Below are 17,448 nucleotides of genomic sequence, written 5' to 3'. Positions count from 1 at the left end.
TGCGCATGACTCTCCCAAACGGTGTAAGCGGATCAGAGAGATGACCGCTACGGCCCGAAGGGGGGAGTGGCCAAAGGTCGGTTCCGGCGCAACCTAACAAAGGAGCACGGCAGTTGGCCAGGGGTGCGCCAGAGTCTTCACGGGACGAACGGCGGCTGAGTCAGTGACCCCGCTTCGCCAATTCCCTTGGGGTGCGGCTCTTCTCCGGTGAGGTCGTTGTTCAGGCGGTGAGTTTGTAGTTGGCCTGGTCGGCGGCGGGATGGAGGCGTCGGTGTTCGGCCTGGACGTGGAAGTTCCAGTACGCCGGGAAGTCGTCGTTACTGACTTCGGCTCATCAAGGTGACGTCGGGATGTCGAGGGCCAGGCCGGTTCCGGCGATGAAGCCGTCGAGGACCTCGGGCCGGTACTGAAGGCGTTTGAGACGGTTGCGAACGAGTGCCTCCAAGCGGTCGAGGGCCATGACGGCGAGGTTGGCCAGGCTGCGTTTGACGTGCGCCCACACCCACTCCACCGGGTTGAGGTCGGGTGAGTAGGCGGGCAGCAGGAACACCGTCAGCCACTCGCGCTGGTCGATCAGCTCACGCATGGCGTGGGAGACGTGGGTGTTGAGCCGGTCCCACACCAGGACGATCGGTGCTTTGACGAGCTGGTGGGCGCCGTCGATCAGTGCGATGAAGTCGCGTTCGCCCATGCTGCGGCGCTTGCCCTTGCCTGCCGGGTGGGAGATCAGCCGGTGGCACAGCCGGGTGCGCGAGCCGGGCCGCATGGCGATCAGCCCGGCGACCGACAGCCGTCCTGAGCGCCGCCCGCTCACCGTCACGACCGGCGTGACCCCGCGCCGGCCCCAGGTGCGTCCTTGGGGCGGACGGCGGGTGAAGCCTGCCTCGTCCTCGAAGCAGAGGTAGCCCCCGCAGGCCGCCCGGGTTCTTTTACCTCCGCCCAGGTCGCCTCCTTCCACACGACAACGGCCTGCTCGTCACGTTCAGCCACACGCCGGGCGGGCACCTGCGGGGAGAAGCCGAGCCGGCGCATCAGCCGCGTGGCGCCCGAGACACTGTAGGAGACGTGGAACTTCCTGCCGATCAGCGTGGCCACCCTCGCCGCGGTCCACACCTGGTCCTCCACCCAGCCATGCGCGGCCGGACCCTGCTCGAGGTAGGCGGCGAGTTTCGCCAGGCAGCGCGGCGACAGACGGCACTGTGACCCGCTCGGGCCACGGGACACCAGAGCCCCGGACCCGCCGTCCCGCCACAGCTGGTGCCACTGGTAGGCCGATTTCCGGCTCACCCGCAGGCGCCGTGCGACCTCAGGAGGTTTGATCTCCTGCTCGAACAACTCAGCCGCCTGTGTCCGTACCGCCTCGCGGCGCTGACGCCCAGCAGCGGTCAGCCCGCCCCCATCCGCATACCTCACACACCACGGAATACAACCAACACCCCAGCCACATCAGCGGCTTCACGAAAGATCACCCTGACGAGCCGAAGTCAGTATTGATGACGGCGCGGAGGATGAGGAGGGCCTCGGCGCCCGGGACGCTCCATCTGCTGCCGGTAATGTCGAGTCTGTCGGTGAGGTGGCAGGCTGCGTCTTCGATGACGCCGCTGGCGATGAAGCGGCTCGTGCCCCGCTCTGCCTGGAAGATTCCGGGATGGGACTCGAACACGAATCCCTGCCGCCGCACCTGTCGCCCCGCCAAGGGATACCCGCAGGTCAGGCACGACACGGACGCTGCTGTGGTCGCCTGTGGTCGCACGAACCGCCGCCCCCAGGTCGACACTGGGACTAGCAGTTCAATGCGCAACCTTTGGAAGCGATCATCATGCGCTCCGCCGTTTCTCGGGGGCGCGTCTACCGGCGCTGCAGCTGCCGGGATCAGCTACACAAGCAGCTCGGATCACGCTGTCCACGCCTCCTCGCCGATCCTGATCACGGCACGTGGACGTTCGCCGTCGATATCCCTCAGTGCACTCCGGGGCGTCACACCGTCCGTCGTGGCGGCTTCCCCGACCGGGACACCGCGGCACAGTCCCTGCGGCGCCTGATCGACACCGCTGGCGCGGGTCTCCTCGCCGATCCGAACCAAACGGTCGCCGACTACCTGACCGCCTGGCTCCAGGCCAAGGCCATGGCCTTGAAGCCGACGACCACCGTCCGCTACCGCGCCTACATCGAGAACGACCTCGTCCCCGCGCTCGGGAAGATCAAGCTCGACGATCTCGGCTACGGACACATCGCGACTTTCGTCAGAGCGCAGCTCTCCCACGGGCGGGGTGCGGTCACCGTTCACCGGATCCTCGCCACCTTGTCGAGTGCGCTCGGCGAGGCAGTCCGGCACCACCGGCTCGACCACAACCCCGCACGGCCCACGATCATCCCCCGGCTGGCAGCCGCCGAACGTCACATCTGGACCGTCGACGAGGCTGTCGCCTTCCTGCGGTACTGCCACACGGCCGATCCACTCATGGCCGATCTTGTCGAGGTCCTCATCGGCACCGGCATCCGCAAGGGCGAAGCGCTCGCCCTGCGCTGGGGCGACGTCCGTCTCGACAAGCACGTCCTCTACATACACGCGACGCTCTCCGCGATCGACAACAACCGCCTCGTGATCACCACGCCCAAGACCAGGAGCAGCAGGAACTGGGTCGCCGTCTCCGGCCGCGTCGCCACCGCCCTCCACCACCGCGCCCCGGACAGACACCCGTCAACGATGGCAGGGCTCGAAGGCGATTTCGTGTTCCACAGGCCCGACGGCCGACCGCTCCACCCGGAGTACGTCCTCAACCGGTTCCACCTGCTCTGCCGGAAAGCGGGCGTCTCCCGTACAACGATCCATGATCTCCGGCACCTGTCGGCCACGATCTCGATCAACGCCGGCGTTCCGCTCACCGTGGTGTCGAAGACTCTGCGGCACTCGACGCTCTCCACGACCGCGAATGTCTACAGTCACCTAACCGCTCAAGCCGCCCGCGAAGCCGTTGACGTCATCGATCAAGCCCTCACTCAGGCCGACCGGCCGCCCACTCCCCCGCGCCCCGCCCCGGGCGCGCGACCGCATTGCGACCACATCCCGCAGCTGCACAACCAGATGACCGCCATCAGGCAGCCCATCAGCACAAGGAATTACCGCCGAACAACCCTGGTCGCAGTGAGCATGTGCGACCACACTGCGACCACAAGCCGACGAAACGTCAGAAAGGCCGCTCCCTCACCACGAGGAAACGGCCTCCGACCTGCGAAAATCGCTGGTCGGGACGGCGGGATTTGAACCCACGACCCCTTGACCCCCAGTCAAGTGCGCTACCAAACTGCGCCACGTCCCGGTGCTTGCCCGGCCCGGGCTGCTGCCCTCGCCGACCGCGCAAAAGAACAATACCGCACCCCGCAGAGTGGTGGCGCCCCGGTTTCAGCGCGGAGTGGATCTTGCTGGAGGCAGGGGCTTCTTCCCCGCGGCCTGGCTGAGCGGCTGCGGCTCGTATGACTCTCGGGGCACCGCCCCTGACCGGGTGCTGGTGCCGGGGGCCGAGACCGGCAGTGGTTCGCTCGGGCACGGGCTGCCGCCGACGGTGGGCACGGCGCCCGGGCTGTGTGCCCAGGGGCCGCCCGAGCCACGCGTATGGGTGCTGGTGGGCAACGCCGGCCAGGCGTTCGCCGCGCCGCGCCCGGGGCGGCCGCATGCGGTGTTGACCCCGGACCCGTTCGACGTGCAACCATCAAGCCTCTTCGATGTTGAACAAGCGCCCCGTGCAACCCCCGCACTGCAGGAGGACAGTTGGACGGCACCGATCTCACCGGCACCCATCGCGCTCCCCGCTCCCGCCTTTCCCGGCGCGGCTTTCTGCAGGCGACCGCCGGTACCGCCGCCGTCGCGGGGGTGGCGGGCGGGCTCCCGGCGCAGGCGGCGGCTGCCGGGACAGCATCCGGCTCCCCGGGTCCGTCCGTCCTGTCCTTCACCGGTGCCACCAACGGCGCCGCGAGCCTCTCCCCGATCGGCGACCACCTGATCGCCGAGGTGCAGAACGTCCTGTGGTCGATCCCCCGCAAGGGCGGCAAGGCCGTCCCGATCACCCCTGCCGACCTGGAGCCCAACCGTCCCGTGCACTCCCCCGACGGCAGGCAGCTCGCCGTCTGCGCCTACCGGGGCGGCGGCTTCCACATCTGGACGCTGCGCCCGGACGGCTCGGGGCTGCGGCAGCTGACCAACGGCCCCTGGGACGACCGGGGGCCGTCCTGGTCGCCGGACGGGACCCGGATCGCCTTCGCCTCCGAGCGGGGCGGCGATCCGGTCACCGGCAGCCCGTACCGGGTGTGGGTGGTGGACGTCCGTACGGGCGCGCTCACCCGGGTCACCGGGCTGTCCGGTCAGCAGGGCCCCGGGCAGGACGGCGCCTGGGAGGACTTCGACCCGGCCTGGTCGCCGGACGGCAGGCGGCTGGTGTTCGTCCGGGCCCGGGTCGCGGGCGGCGTGCTGGTGGCCCGCACGGTGGCCTCCGTGCCGTCCGACGGGCGCGGACCGGTGTGTACGGAGCACACCGAGACCACCGCGGCGGCCGTCATGACACCCGCCGTCTCGGCCACCGGACGGCTGGCCCATCTACGGACCACGGCGGCGCCCACCGCCTCCTGCACCCTGGTGGTCGACGGGGCCGCGATCCCGGTCGAGGGGGATGTGGAGCCGGTTCCTCCGCGCTGGGTGTCTCACGATGAGCTGCTGCTGACGGTCGGCGGCCAGTTCCGGATCGTCCGGCCGGACGCCTCCCGGCCGACGGTCACCGCCACCGTCCCCTTCACCGCCGAGCTGCCGGTCGACCGTCCTCGCTACCGCGTCAAGCAGTACGACTTCGCCGGCGGCGGGGTGCGCAAGGTGCGCTCGGTGCATCTGCCCGCGCTGTCGCCGGACGCCCGGCAGGTGGCGTTCGCGGCCCTCAACTCCCTCTGGATCACGGACGTTCCGGGCGGCCGGACACCGCGTCAGGTGGTTCGGGCACAGCCCACGCGCTATCTGCTCGGCCCGTCCTGGACATCCGATGGCAAGGCGCTGATCTGGGCCGACGACCGCGATGGGCTGCTCGCCGTGCGCCGTCGCGAGCTCGCCTCCGGCAAGGAGACCGTGCTGGCCGACGGCGGCCGGGTGAGTCCGGCGCTCTCCCCCGACGGCCGTCGGCTGGCCTGCCTCGACATGAGCGGGAAGCTCATTCTCCGCGACCTCTCCGCCCGTACCGAGCGCGTTCTGACGACCCCGATGGGCGCCGGCGGACAGCCGGGCAGACCCAGCTGGTCCCCCGACGGGCGGTATATCGCCTATTGCGACCGCAACCGCCTCAACCAGCGGTTCCGTGAGGGCTACAACCTGATCCGGGTCGTGGACACCACCGACGGCGCCTCCCGGCTGCATGCCATCGCCCCGCACGCGTCGATCTCCGACCGCTATGACTCCGGTCCGGTGTGGTCCCCCGACGGCCGCTCCATGGCGTTGATCACCGAGTCCGCGCTGTGGCTGCTGCCCGTACGCCCCGACGGCACGCCCGACGGCGCACCCCGCCGGCTGACCGACGAGGCGGCCGACCACCCCTCCTGGGCCGGCGATTCGGACCGGATCCTCTATCTGTCGGCCGGGCGGCTGCGGCTGCTGAAGATCTCCGACGGCACCGTCCGTACGGTCCCGGTCGCCCTCGACTACCGCCGCCCGGCACCCGCCGACACCGTGGTGCACGCCGGGCGGTTCTGGGACGGCACCGGCAGTGCGGTGCGCGAGGACGTCGACCTCGTGGTGCACGACGGACGGATCTCCGCCATCGAGCCGCACCGCGCGCGGCGCGCCTCCCTGCGCACCATCGACGCCTCCCGGCGGACGGTGATCCCGGGGCTCTGGGATGCCCACACCCACCCCTGGCAGATCACCTACGGCGGACGGCAGACCGCCCTGCAGCTCGCCTATGGCATCACCACGGCCGTGTCGCTGGGCGGCGCCGCCTATGAACAGGCCCGCATCCGCGAGGCGGTGGCGGCCGGGGCGCTGGCCGGGCCCCGGCTGCTGACCTGCGGCGAACTGTTGGACGGTGCCCGCGTCGCCTACAGCATGGGCCGGGCGCACCGCACCCGCGAGGGGCTGCACCGCTCGCTGTCCCGGGCCGCCGCGCTGGACTGGGACTTCGTCAAGACCTATGTGCGCGCGCCCGGTTGGCTGATGGCGGAGGCGGCCCGGTTCGCACACGAGCGGCTCGGCGTGCGCACCGGCAGCCATCTGTGCTCTCCCGGTGTTCAGCTCGGCCAGGATCTGACGACCCATCTACAGGCCACCCAGCGGCTGGAGTTCGGGCATGCGACCAGCGCCGCCGGGCATGCCTTCCAGGATGTGACGGAGATCTACACCGGCACGGACTTCCGGATGATCGCCACCATCTTCACCTCGGTGCCGCTGGTGGGCGCCGACCCGGCACTGGCGGACGATCCCCGGGTCACCCGGCTGATGCCGCCCTGGGACACGGAGCTCGTCCGCAAGACCGCGGACACGGCGCCCACCGCCGACCAACTGGCCACGCTGGAAACCGAGATCGACGTCTACCGGCGGATCCTCTCCGACGGTGGACTGGTCGCGCTCGGCACGGACGCCCCCCTGGTCCCGGTCGGCCTGTCCCTGCACCTGGGGCTGCGCGCCCTGCACCGCTACGGTCTGTCGGCGGCCCAGGCGCTGCGCACCGCGACCCTGGTGCCGGCCCGGGTGTTCGGTGCGGAGCGGGATCTGGGCACGCTGGAGATGGGCAAGCTGGCCGATGCGACCGTGGTCGACGGTGATCCGTTCACCGACTTCGACACCCTGGTCCGGACGGAGTCGGTGCTGCGGGGTGGAGTGCCCTTCGCCCAGCGGGAGTTGGTCGAGGCATACGATTCCGCGGCGCGCGGCCGGCTCGTCCAGGGCGACTGGCTGGACGTGGGGCGGCAGTTGCGCCGCGATTCGTGTTGCGACATGCACTGACGGGCGTCCGGCGAGCCGTGTCCCGGCCCCGCTGCACGACTCACCGGGCCTGCAGCACGGCCTCCGGCCCGCTCCGCGGGACGGACACCCGCCCCGCCGCCCGCTCCGGGGCCGCGGCCTTCCGCCACCATGGATCGGGTGCGAGCCCATCGGCCGGCTCGAAGGGCCGGCCGGGGCGCGGGACGGTGCATTGCGCACCCATGCGCCGGGCGGCTTCCACCGTCCGCTCCGCCGGTTCCGCCCAGGGGTGCGGGGCGAGGTTGAACGTCCCCCAGTGGATCGGCAGCATGATCCCGTGTCCCGCATCGCCGCCCTGGAGATCGAGATGCGCCTGCATCCCCTCCTCCGGGGTCATATGGATATCTGGCCAGAAGTCTGAATACGCCCCTATCTGCACCATTGTGGCGTCGAAGGGCCCGTATCGTTCGCCGATCTCCCGGAAGCCGGGGAAGTACCCGGTGTCACCGCTGTGGAAGATCCGGTGCTCCGGCCCCGCGATCACCCAGGAGGCCCACAGCGTGTGCTGTGTGTTGCGCAGCGCCCTGCCGCAGAAGTGGCGGGCGGGAGTGGCGGTGAGGGTAAGGCCCCCGATCTCGGTCGACTCGTGCCAGTCCAGCTCGGTGATCAGCCCGGCGGGCACCTTCCAGTGCTCCAGGTGCGCACCGACGCCCAGGGGGACGACAAAGGCCGTGCCGGTACGGGCCAGGGCCCGGACGGTCGGCATGTCCAGGTGGTCGTAGTGATCGTGGGAGATGACCACGGCGTCCAGCCGCCCGGTCTCGGCCAGCGGTACGGGCACCGGGTGCAGCCGCCGCGGACCCGCGAGCGCGAAGGGCGAGCAGCGCTCGGACCACACCGGGTCGAAGAGCACCCGGTGCCCGTCGATCTCGGCCAGCACGCTGGAGTGCCCCATCCAGGTCAGCCGCAGCCCGGAGGCGGCGGGGGCCGCCAGGTCGGCCACGGTCGTCGGATGCACCGGGATGGGATGGGCGGGAGCCCGGCGGGCGCGCTCCTCCTTGCGGAAGTAGGTGGGCAGGAACTTCAGCATCGAGCCGGAGGGCGTCCGGGAGGCCGCCACGGGGTTGACGAACACCCCGTTCGCGAAGTTCGGCGACCGCCTGATGCGGGCCATGCGCTCCCCCGACGGGTCCGCCCCGAACGCGGCCGGGCGCAGGGCGTCAAGCGGTGAGCGGGGGGAACGAAAGCCGGTCACGGCGCCTCCATGAGGGGGTCAGGTCACCTCATTATCCGCCCGGTGTCCGCAGGGCCGGGGCCCGGCCGCCCGGGCCCACCCCCGTAGCGGCCCGGACGGTCGGGCCATACGGCCGACGGTGACCCACTGTGCCGGTTCCGGGGTCGATGGCGCATCCGATTTTCGGGCCCGGCCGAGGCCCCGCTCACAGCCCGCTCACCCGCAGCGTGACATTGAGGCGGCCGGTGAGCCCCAGTCCCGCGGGCGAGGTGCCCGGAAGGGTGCGGGGGACCCCGTGGTAGGCGAGGCGGGACGGGCCGCCGAAGACGAAGAGATCGCCACTGCGCAGCTCGACATCGGCCCAGGGGCGATTCCGGCTCTCGGGGTTGCCGAAGCGGAAGACACCGGAGTCGCCGAGGCTGAGCGAGACAACGGGCGCGGTGGACCGCTCGTCGCCGTCCCGGTGCATGCCCATCCTGGCGTGCGAGTCATAGAAGTTCACCAGCCCGATGTCATAGGCCTCGGGCCCCGCCGCCGCGCCGTAGGCCCGCGCCACTCCTTCCCGGGCCAGCCCGTCCAGCCACGCCGGGAAGGGCTTGACCGGCACGCCGTCGCCGTCGACGACGGTGCGGGCATAGCCGTACGGGTACCAGTGCCACCCCAGGCACACCGTCCGGACCGACATCTCGCCGCCGCCCGGCATCCGCACCGTCCGCAGCCCGGCCGGCGGCCGGGCCCACTCCCGGCACGCCGCCAGCAGTTCGCGCTGGGCATCGGGACCGAGCCAGTCCGGGACATGCACAGCGCCGGGGGCGACCTCGATGCTGCCCCGCGGAAACAGTGCGCCGTCCATCTCTCCATGTTCGCACCCGCCCCACACGACCCGGACGCCGCTCCTTGACGGGCAAACCCCGGCCGACACGGTCCTAGGTCTTCTTGACGCCGACTCCGCCATAGCCCCCGACCGGAGCCGCTTCCCCGGCGGCCGGTGGCTCGCCGTCCGGCCGCCAGGACGGCATGGACACCACTCCGGGGTCCAGCAGCTCGAACCCCCTGAAGAGGGCCGCGACTTCGTCGCGGCTGCGCAGGGTCAGCGAGGAGGAGGTGTTCTTGTACACCTCGGCGGCCTTGCCCGCGTCCTGGTACACATCGCTGGCCCCATGGGTGATGACCAGGCAACTACCCCTGGGAAGCGCCTCGTTCAGCCGGGTGATGAGGGCCGCGGGGTCCTCTTCGTCGCTGATGAAATGCAGCACCGCGACCAGCAGCAGCGCCACCGGCTCGCCGAAATCGATCAGCTCCCGCACCACCGGATGACCCAGAATCGCCTCGGGCTCACGCACATCCGCCAGCACAAAACCGACATCAGCCGTGTTGGTCAGCTTCGCCCCGGCGTGGGTCGCCACGATCGGGTCATTGTCGACGTACACCACCCGGACATCCGGGTCGATCTCCCGCGCCACCTCATGGGTGTTCGGCGACGTCGGAATGCCCGTACCGATGTCAATGATCTGCCGGACACCCCTGCGCACCACCTCCCGCACCGCCCGCCGCAGAAAGGCACGATTGGCGCGGGCACTGACGCGGGTGCCGGGTATGAGCCGTATCAGCTGCTCGGCCGCCTCCCGGTCGACCTCGTAATTGTCCCAACCACCCAGGAAGTAGTCGTACATCCGCGCGGGATGCGCCCTGCTGGTGTCGATCTCCTCGACCGGAAAGCCCCGGTCGCCCCGGTCCTGCCCGCTCACGCCATCTCCCCTTCGGTATGCCGGAATTCGGTGTGCCGGGCTACTTGATGCCCACACCGGCGTACATCGCGACCCCGGCCAGGTCCTCGGCGGTCGGCGGTTCGCCGTCCGGCCGCCACAGTGGCGCCTGCACCAGGCCGGGATCCAGCAGCTCGTAGCCGTCGAAGAAGGGCATGATCCCCTCGTAGGTGCGAGGCGTCAAAGCGGCGGTCGCCGTCTTGTAGATGTCGAGGACGCTGTTGTAGATAAAGCCGTCAAAATCGCCGGTGACATGCGAGAGCACCAGGCAACTTCCCTTGGGCAGCGCCTCGTTCAAGGTGGTGAGGATGCCGACCGGATCCTCTTCGTCCTTGATGAAGTGCAGTACGGCCACCATCAGCAGCCCCACCGGCTCACCGAAATCGATCAGCTCCCGCACCACCGGATGACCCAGAATCGCCTCGGGCTCACGCACATCCGCCAGCACAAAACCGACATCAGCCGTGTTGGTCAGCTTCGCCCCGGCGTGGGTCGCCACGATCGGGTCATTGTCGACGTACACCACCCGGACATCCGGGTCGATCTCCCGCGCCACCTCATGGGTGTTCGGCGACGTCGGAATGCCCGTACCGATGTCAATGATCTGCCGGACACCCATGCGCACCACCTCCGGCACCGCCCGCCGCAGAAAGGCACGGTTGGCGCGGGCCGAGGGACGCGCGTTGGGGGTCGCGGCGATGACGCACTCCGCGGCCTCCCGGTCGACCTCGTAGTTGTCCCAACCGCCCAGGTAGTAGTCGTACATCCGCGCAGGGTGCGCCCTGCTGGTGTCGATCTCCTCGACCGGAAAGCCCTGGTTTCCCCCGGACGCATCCTGCTCGCCCACGCCGTTTTCCCTTCACCCTCTGTTCGCCGCGCATGCCGTGCCGTGCGATCTGTCTGAAGTGCCTTGCGTACCACCGGATTCGGGGGCTCCCCGGGCCGGTGGGTCAGTCGCCCACGCCCGACCCCGCGAGCAGGAAGTCCGCTTCGCCGGCCTTCGCCCCCCGGATGAAGGTCTCCATCTCGTGACGCGTGTAGATCAGCGCGGGCCCTTCGGGATCGGTGCTCTGGCGCAGTGCCACCCGGCCGTCCATCAACCGCATGGCCTCGACGCAGCTTCCCCCGTTGCCGCCGCTCCACGGCTTGCGCCAGCCCTCCGTACCGAGATCGGTGGCGGGCATGCCGTTGTATATGTGTTCCAGATCCATGGTTCAGATCTCCTTACGAATGCCACCCAGGAGTGCCTTGGTGGTGTGTGCCGGCGCGGCCTGCGCGCACATCCGGTCCAGTGCCTCGAGAAAAGCCGAGACATCTTCGCGCTGGTCGAAGTACGAGGCGCCGATGAGGTTTTCGGCGTACGCGATGTCCGGAAGCTCCTCGATGGGAAACCGGAAGATATGGAACGGCCCGTACATCGCCGGGTGCGGCCCGCTGGCGAACGGCATGATTTGGAGCCGTACATTCGGCATGTCGCTGGCCTTGATGAGATGGGCGATCTGGGCACGCATGACATCCGGCCCACCGATGGGCCGGCGCAGCACGGTCTCGTCCATCACCACCCACAGCAGCGGCGCATTGTCCCGGTGCAGCAGGTTCTGACGCTGTCGGCGGACGACGACGGCGCGCTCGATCTCGCTCTCGGGAGCGTGCGGTTGCCCGGCACGCAGTACGGCTCGCGCATAGCCCTCGGTCTGCAACAGCCCCGGGACATAGTGTGGTTCATAGGCGCGGATGACGTTGGCCTCGCCCTCCAGGCTGACGAACGCGCTGAACCATTCGGGCAGGACATCGCGGAAGCGGTGCCACCAGCCGGGGCGGTTGGCCTCCCGGGCGAGCGCGAGGAAGCCCTCGACCTCCGTCTGGTCGACGACGCCATAGATCCGCAACAGCTTCTCGACGTATGGGATCTTCAGGCCGACCTCGGCCTTCTCCATCCGTCTGACCGTGGCATGTGTGACATCGAGCGCCCGGCCGGCGTCCTCGAAGGAGAGCCCGGCCCGCTCTCTCAGATCCGCCAGCCGCTTGCCGAGTACGACGCGCAGCACGGTCGGAGCCCCGGTCGGCCGTGCATCCCCCACTGTTCACCTCCTCCAACCGCCGTCATATGCCAGCAGTGTGCCATGCAGACCGTGAAGCCAACAGGCTGTCCAAAGCAGTTCTGTAAATTACAGACTGAAGCTTGCCACACATGAGTTACATCGCACATAGTTGCGGAGTGGTCCCCTCCCAAGACGCACCTTCACTGGGGCGCCGCGGCGGCCGCCTCGGCGGGCGCCCGCAGGACGCCTGCGCCTACTTCAACTTTCCGGCCCTCAACACCGCGGTGGCAGAGGCACGAAGACGAGTCCTCGCGCGACTCCGAGAATGGGGCATAGACGAAACAGCGTGCGATGACGCCCAATTGGTGGTGTCCGAACTCTTCACCAATGCCGTGCGTCATACGGACAGCGAAAAAGTCAGCTGCCAACTGTGGGTGAATGAGGCGCACTTGCGCATAGAGGTCGCGGATCAGGGGAGCACCCCGACGGAACCCAGGGCCCGGTGCAGCGGCGCCGACGAGGAGAGCGGGCGCGGACTGCTGCTGGTCGGCGCGCTCTCCCAGGCCTGGGGGGTCCGGCCGGACGACGCCGGCCGGGGCCGCGTCGTCTGGGCCGACCTGGTGCACGGACGGCTGGCCCACTGAACGCGGCCGCGCCGCACCCTCCCCCGGACACGGACAGGCCGGGGCTCCGGCCCGTCCGGCGGGCCGGAGCCCCGGAGGTACTACAGCGGCAGCAGGTCCGGGCGCTTGGGCTCCACGTGGTCGCCCGAGGACTCCCCGCGCAGTCGGCGCCCGATCCACGGCACCAGATGCTCGCGCGCCCAGTGGATGTTGTCGCGGCGCACCTCGGCGGGCGTCCGCTGGTCCTCGGCCGGCCATGGCTGGTCCGGGTCGGCCGGCACCTCCAGCCCCAGGACCTGGGCGGCGCGCAGCGCCACCCGGGTGTGCCCGTCGGCCGAGAGGTGCAGCCGGTCATCGCTCCAGGCCCGCCGGTCCTGGACCGAGCGCAGCGACCAGAGGTCGAGCACCGGGCAGCCGTGCCGGTCGGCGATGGCCCGTACATGTGCGGTGTAGGTCGCGATCTTGCCCCGCAGATGACGCAGCACCGGCACTCCGCGAGTGTCGAAGCCGGTGCACACCAGCACCGTGTCCACGGACGAGGTCAGCTCGGCCACGGCCGCTTCATACCGCTCGGCCACATCGTCCGGGTCGCTGCCCGGCCTCAGGATGTCATTGCCCCCCGCGCAGAACGTGACGAGATCCGGCCCGAGCTCCTTGGCCCGGGGAACCTGCTCCTCGACAATCTGGTCGAGGAGCCGCCCGCGGACGGCGAGGTTGGCGTACCGGAAGGTGTGCTCTTCCTGCTGATCGGCCAGGAGTACGGCCAGTCGGTCGGCCCAGCCGGTGAAGGTGCCGCCGGGACCTGGATCCCCGACGCCCTCGGTGAAGCTGTCCCCGACGGCTGCGTACGACCCGATCGCGCTCTTGCTGAATGATTTCGAATCGTCTGCCACGCCACCGCATTTTTCCCTCTCGGGAGTGACCTACGCCACCGTAACCAGGGGTTGACGTGCCGTGATGTATCCCACCCCGGATTGACCGGCTGCGGCGGAATACGCCCGTAGGGGTGCCCGCTGGACCGGCGCGCCATAAAACCGGTGGCGTAAGGTCGTTCAGCCGCTGCGACGATCCGCGTCGGCAGCCGAACCCGAGGAGCGCCCGTGACGCAGACGCCGCATGTCCCCGCGACCGAGCCCGAACTGGCGGGAGTGCGCAACTTCCGCGATCTGGGCGGCCTGCCGGCCGCCGACGGGCGGCGGGTGCGGCCCGGCGCCCTGTTCCGCAGCGGTCACCTCGCCCATGCGACCGAGGAGGACGCGACGTTCCTGAATTCGCTGGGCCTGCACACGATTTTCGACTTCCGCAACGCCGCCGACATCGCACTGGAGGGCCCGGACATCGCCCTGACCGGGGTGCGGAACATCAACATCCCGCTGACCGACCCGGCCGACGGCAGCGAGTTCTGGCGCATGGTCAGAGACGGCAACCTGGACCAGCTGCGGATGGAGCTGGGCGGCGGCCGGGCGGCGGGCCGGATGTCCGAGACCTACCGGATCCTGATCACCACCCGCACCGCCGAGCACAGCCGGGTCCTGCACACCCTGGCCGAGGACGGCGTGCCCGCGCTGCTGCACTGTGCCGCCGGCAAGGACCGGGCGGGGCTGTCGATCGCGATCACCCTGCTCGCCCTCGGGGTGCCGGCCGAGGCCGTCGAGGCCGACTACCTGGAGTCCAACGCCCCGCACCGCCGTTACCGGGTGCGGCGCGGAGACGGCACCGACGGCTCGGCCTCGCCCGAGGTCATGGAGCTGCTGTCGCCGCTCTTCGAGGCCCGCGCCGAGTATCTCGCCGCCGCCTTCACGGCCATCGGGGAGACCTGGGGGACCACCGAGCGCTACCTCACGGAGGGGCTCTCGCTCACCCCGCCGGCCCGTGAACGGCTGCGGGAACGGCTCCTCACCGACTGATGCGGACCGGCCCCGCTCCCCCGGTGTCCGCCGGGGGAGTCCAAGGACCCGGTCAGCGGTTCGCCACCGCCTGTTTGACCAGCGTCCGCCCGAAGTCCCACATCAACGAGCCCCCGCCGTGCGCATCGTCCATCACGGCCGTGAAGGCGTCCACAAAGCGGTCGACCTCCCGCTCCCTGATGATCAACGGTGGAATCAGCTTGATGACCTCCAGATGGTCACCGGAGACCTGGGTGAGAATCCGGTGCCGCTGCAGCAGCGGCACCACGACCATCTGCGCGAACAGCCCCTTGCGCGCCGCCTGCAGCATCGTCCACCGGCCGCGCAGGCCGAGCGACTTGGGCTTGCCGAACTCAATGCCGATCATCAGGCCGCGACCGCGCACCTCGTGCAGCAGCTCGTACTTGTCGACCAGCGCCGCGAGCCTGCTCCGCAGCAGCTCGCCGGTCTCCCGGGCATTGGCGACCACCCGCTCGTCCTCCAGCACGGAGAGCACCGCGAGGCCCGCCGCCATGGCCTGGGCATTGGAGCCGAAGCTCGCCGAGTGGACCAGCACCCGGTCCATGGAGGAGTAGACCTTCTTGAAGATCCACTCCTTGCCGAGGGTCGCCCCGACGGGCACATAGCCACCGGACAGCGCCTTGGCCACACACACCAGATCGGGCTCGACCCCGGCCTCGTGCTGATAGGCGAAGAACTCCCCGGTGCGCCCGACCCCGGTCTGCACCTCGTCCGCGATGAGCAGCGCCTTGTGCCGGTGCAGCAGCTCCTGCGCCGCGTGCAGGAAGCCGGGCGGCGCCTCGTGGACGCCCTTGCCCTGGATCGGCTCGACCACAAAGGCCGCCACATCGCCGCGCTTCAACTCCCGCTCCAGCGCGGCGAGATCGCCGAGCGGGATCGCCGTGTCCGGCAGCAGCGGGGCGAATCCATCGCGGAAGCCGTCCTCGCCGTTGACCGACAGCGACCCGGTGGTCAGCCCGTGGAAGGCGTGCGAGCAGTACAGGACGCGCGGTCTGCCGGTGGCGTACCGGGCGAACTTCAGCGCGGTCTCCACCGCCTCGGTACCGCTGTTCCCGAAGAACACCCGGTCCAGATGCGGCGCGTACGACAGCAGCTTCTCGGCGAGGAGGCCGGGCAGCGGCTGGCAGTCGAAGCGGGTGAGGTCGGCGAGCGAGGCGTCCAGGACGTCGTGCAGGGCCTTGCGGACGACCGGATGGTGGCGGCCGACGCCCATCACCCCGAAGCCCGCGAGCATATCGAGGTAGTCCTGCCCGTCGGCGTCCCAGAAGTAGGCCCCTTCGGCCCGCTCATAGACCTTGTCGAAGCCGATGGTGTGCAGCATGCGCGGCAGTTGGTGATTGAGATACCGGGCATGCAGCTCATAGCGTTCGCCACCGCGCTCGGCGAGCAGCCGGGCGAGGTCGAAGCCCTCGGTGCCATCAGCGGTCATGCGTTCTCCTTCTGGGCCCGGGCGACGGGGTTCTCCCGGGCCGCCCCGGCCTCCGTACGGGCCAGCACCGCGCTGATCCGGCCGGCGATCTCGGCGGGGGTGAGCCCCAGATCCGCCAGCACCTCGGCGCGCTTGGCATGGGCCAGGAATTGTTCGGGGATCCCGAAGGCCTCCACCGGCAGGTCGGTCCCCGCATCGCGCAGCGCCTGGGCCACGGCCCAGCCCACGCCGCCGGTACGGCTGCTGTCCTCCACCACTGCGACCATCCGGTGCCGCCCGGCGAGCCCGGGAAGCGCCGGGTCGACCGGCTTGACCCAGCGCGGGTCGACGACGGTGCAGCCGGTGCCGCGCGCGGCGAGCAGATCGGCGGCCGCCAGCGCCACCGGTGCCATGGTGCCGACCGCGACCAGCAGCACATCCTTGGCGGGGGCCTCGCCGAGTACGTCCATTCCGCCGATCCGGCCGACCGCCGGGATGTCCTCGCCCACCTTCTCCTTGGGGAACCGTACGACCGTCGGGGCGTCCGTCACCTCCACGGCCTCGCGCAGCTGCGCCCGCAGCTGCCCGGCGTCGCGCGGGGCGGCGATCCGCAGGCCGGGTACCACCTGGAGGATCGACAGGTCCCACATGCCGTTGTGGCTGGGCCCGTCGGTACCGGTGACCCCGGCCCGGTCGAGGACGAAGGTGACGCCGCACCGGTGCAGGGCGACATCCATCAGCACCTGGTCGAAGGCCCGGTTGAGGAAGGTGGCGTACACCGCGAAGACCGGGTGCAGCCCGCCGGTCGCCAGCCCGGCCGCCGAGGTCGCCGCATGCTGCTCGGCGATCCCCACGTCCCAGACCCGGTCGGGGAACGCCTCCGCGAACTTGGTGAGGCCCACGGGGTGCAGCATCGCCGCCGTGATGGCCACCACATCCGGCCGCTCCGCCCCGATCCTGACCAGCTCGTCGCCGAACACCGACGTCCAGGACTTCCCGGTGGCGGGCGCCAGCGGCTCGCCGGTCAGCGGGTTGGTGACCCCGACGGTGTGGAAACGGTCCGCCTCGTCCTCCAGGGCGGGGCGGTAGCCGCGGCCCTTCTCCGTCCGGCAGTGGACGAGCACCGGGCCGTGGAAGCGTTTGGCCCGGCGCAGCGCCGACTCCACGGCGGCGATGTCATGCCCGTCTATCGGTCCCAGGTACTTCAGCCCCAGGTCCTCGAACATGCCCTGGGGTGCGAAGGCGTCCTTGAAGCCCTTCTTGGCGCCGTGCAGCGACTCATACAGCGGCTTGCCGACCAGCGGCATGCGCTGGACGACCTCCTTGCCGCGGGCGAGGAAGCGTTCGTAGCCGTCGGTGGTGCGGAGCGTGGCGAGGTGGTTGGCGAGGCCGCCGATGGTGGGGGCGTAGGAGCGTTCATTGTCATTGACGACGATGATCAGCTGACGGTCCTTGGCGGCGGCGATGTTGTTGAGCGCCTCCCAGGCCATGCCACCGGTGAGGGCGCCGTCACCGA

The 17,448-nt window shown here is 70.2% G+C and carries 15 protein-coding genes, 1 tRNA gene and 1 pseudogene; 5 read left to right on the top strand and 12 right to left on the bottom strand.

Features of this window, described 5'->3' with window-relative positions:
• Window positions 1-334: 334 nt before the first annotated feature.
• Both ABCR83_RS30365 and ABCR83_RS30360 read right to left on the bottom strand, forming a co-directional pair.
• A protein-coding gene (locus ABCR83_RS30365; RefSeq protein WP_462698454.1) for an IS630 family transposase occupies window positions 335-1,413 on the bottom strand; the annotation gives its coding sequence in 2 pieces (ribosomal slippage) (window positions 335-912 and window positions 912-1,413; 1,080 coding nt in all).
• A 52-nt stretch (window positions 1,414-1,465) separates the two neighbouring features.
• The gene (locus ABCR83_RS30360) at window positions 1,466-1,663 is read right to left on the bottom strand and encodes a hypothetical protein (RefSeq protein WP_462698453.1); all 198 of its coding nucleotides are present in this window, start codon (window positions 1,661-1,663) and stop codon (window positions 1,466-1,468) included.
• A 141-nt stretch (window positions 1,664-1,804) separates the two neighbouring features.
• Between ABCR83_RS30360 and ABCR83_RS30355 the strand changes: the two genes are divergently transcribed.
• Window positions 1,805-3,265 carry a site-specific integrase gene (locus ABCR83_RS30355; RefSeq protein WP_462698452.1) on the top strand — a complete coding sequence of 487 codons (1,461 nt, stop codon included), beginning with the start codon at window positions 1,805-1,807 and terminating at the stop codon, window positions 3,263-3,265.
• Here the strand turns inward: ABCR83_RS30355 and ABCR83_RS30350 are convergent.
• Window positions 3,244-3,320, bottom strand: a tRNA-Pro gene (locus ABCR83_RS30350). The two genes, ABCR83_RS30355 and ABCR83_RS30350, sit on opposite strands and share 22 nt — an antisense overlap.
• 111 nt (window positions 3,321-3,431) lie before the next feature.
• On the opposite strand from ABCR83_RS30350, the pseudogene ABCR83_RS30345 reads away from it, so the two are divergent.
• Window positions 3,432-3,635: pseudogene (locus tag ABCR83_RS30345) on the top strand (transketolase); the annotation flags it as partial.
• A 134-nt stretch (window positions 3,636-3,769) separates the two neighbouring features.
• Window positions 3,770-6,973: an amidohydrolase family protein gene (locus tag ABCR83_RS30340; RefSeq protein WP_462698451.1), complete on the top strand. Its 3,204-nt coding sequence runs from the start codon at window positions 3,770-3,772 to the stop codon at window positions 6,971-6,973.
• 40 nt (window positions 6,974-7,013) lie between these two features.
• On the opposite strand, the gene ABCR83_RS30335 is transcribed toward ABCR83_RS30340, so the two are convergent.
• From ABCR83_RS30335 to ABCR83_RS30310, 6 genes are all read right to left on the bottom strand, one after another.
• On the bottom strand, window positions 7,014-8,186 hold the full coding sequence (locus ABCR83_RS30335; protein ID WP_462698450.1) for an MBL fold metallo-hydrolase: 1,173 nt from the start codon (window positions 8,184-8,186) through the stop codon (window positions 7,014-7,016).
• A gap of 184 nt (window positions 8,187-8,370) precedes the next feature.
• Entirely contained in the window at window positions 8,371-9,018 is a 648-nt protein-coding gene (locus ABCR83_RS30330; RefSeq protein WP_462698449.1) for an alpha-ketoglutarate-dependent dioxygenase AlkB family protein, read from the bottom strand.
• A gap of 73 nt (window positions 9,019-9,091) precedes the next feature.
• The gene (locus tag ABCR83_RS30325; protein WP_462698448.1) at window positions 9,092-9,913 is read right to left on the bottom strand and encodes an SAM-dependent methyltransferase; all 822 of its coding nucleotides are present in this window, start codon (window positions 9,911-9,913) and stop codon (window positions 9,092-9,094) included.
• Between the two features lie 40 nt (window positions 9,914-9,953).
• On the bottom strand, window positions 9,954-10,778 hold the full coding sequence (locus ABCR83_RS30320) for an SAM-dependent methyltransferase (RefSeq protein WP_462698447.1): 825 nt from the start codon (window positions 10,776-10,778) through the stop codon (window positions 9,954-9,956).
• A 103-nt stretch (window positions 10,779-10,881) separates the two neighbouring features.
• On the bottom strand, window positions 10,882-11,142 hold the full coding sequence (locus tag ABCR83_RS30315) for a DUF397 domain-containing protein (RefSeq protein ID WP_462698446.1): 261 nt from the start codon (window positions 11,140-11,142) through the stop codon (window positions 10,882-10,884).
• A gap of 3 nt (window positions 11,143-11,145) precedes the next feature.
• Entirely contained in the window at window positions 11,146-12,012 is an 867-nt protein-coding gene (locus ABCR83_RS30310) for a helix-turn-helix domain-containing protein (RefSeq protein ID WP_462698445.1), read from the bottom strand.
• A 137-nt stretch (window positions 12,013-12,149) separates the two neighbouring features.
• On the opposite strand from ABCR83_RS30310, the gene ABCR83_RS30305 reads away from it, so the two are divergent.
• A complete protein-coding gene (locus ABCR83_RS30305; RefSeq protein ID WP_462698444.1) occupies window positions 12,150-12,617 on the top strand; it encodes an ATP-binding protein in 468 nt (155 codons plus the stop codon).
• An 80-nt stretch (window positions 12,618-12,697) separates the two neighbouring features.
• On the opposite strand, the gene ABCR83_RS30300 is transcribed toward ABCR83_RS30305, so the two are convergent.
• Window positions 12,698-13,489: an SGNH/GDSL hydrolase family protein gene (locus ABCR83_RS30300; protein ID WP_462698443.1), complete on the bottom strand. Its 792-nt coding sequence runs from the start codon at window positions 13,487-13,489 to the stop codon at window positions 12,698-12,700.
• 207 nt (window positions 13,490-13,696) lie between these two features.
• Between ABCR83_RS30300 and ABCR83_RS30295 the strand changes: the two genes are divergently transcribed.
• Window positions 13,697-14,503, top strand: coding sequence for a tyrosine-protein phosphatase (locus ABCR83_RS30295; RefSeq protein ID WP_462698442.1), 807 nt, complete (start codon window positions 13,697-13,699; stop codon window positions 14,501-14,503).
• 52 nt (window positions 14,504-14,555) lie between these two features.
• On the opposite strand, the gene ABCR83_RS30290 is transcribed toward ABCR83_RS30295, so the two are convergent.
• Together ABCR83_RS30290 and ABCR83_RS30285 are read right to left on the bottom strand one after the other, a co-directional pair.
• Window positions 14,556-15,953: an aspartate aminotransferase family protein gene (locus ABCR83_RS30290; protein WP_462698441.1), complete on the bottom strand. Its 1,398-nt coding sequence runs from the start codon at window positions 15,951-15,953 to the stop codon at window positions 14,556-14,558.
• Window positions 15,950-17,448, bottom strand: a 1,499-nt coding sequence (locus ABCR83_RS30285; protein WP_462698440.1) for a 1-deoxy-D-xylulose-5-phosphate synthase N-terminal domain-containing protein, incomplete at its 5' end; no start/stop codon positions are given. The genes ABCR83_RS30290 and ABCR83_RS30285, both read right to left, overlap by 4 nt.

This window comes from Streptomyces xingningensis, from assembly GCF_054957865.1.
The sequence above is the reverse complement of the archived record's forward strand: the minus strand, read 5'-3'. Positions and strand labels throughout refer to the sequence as shown.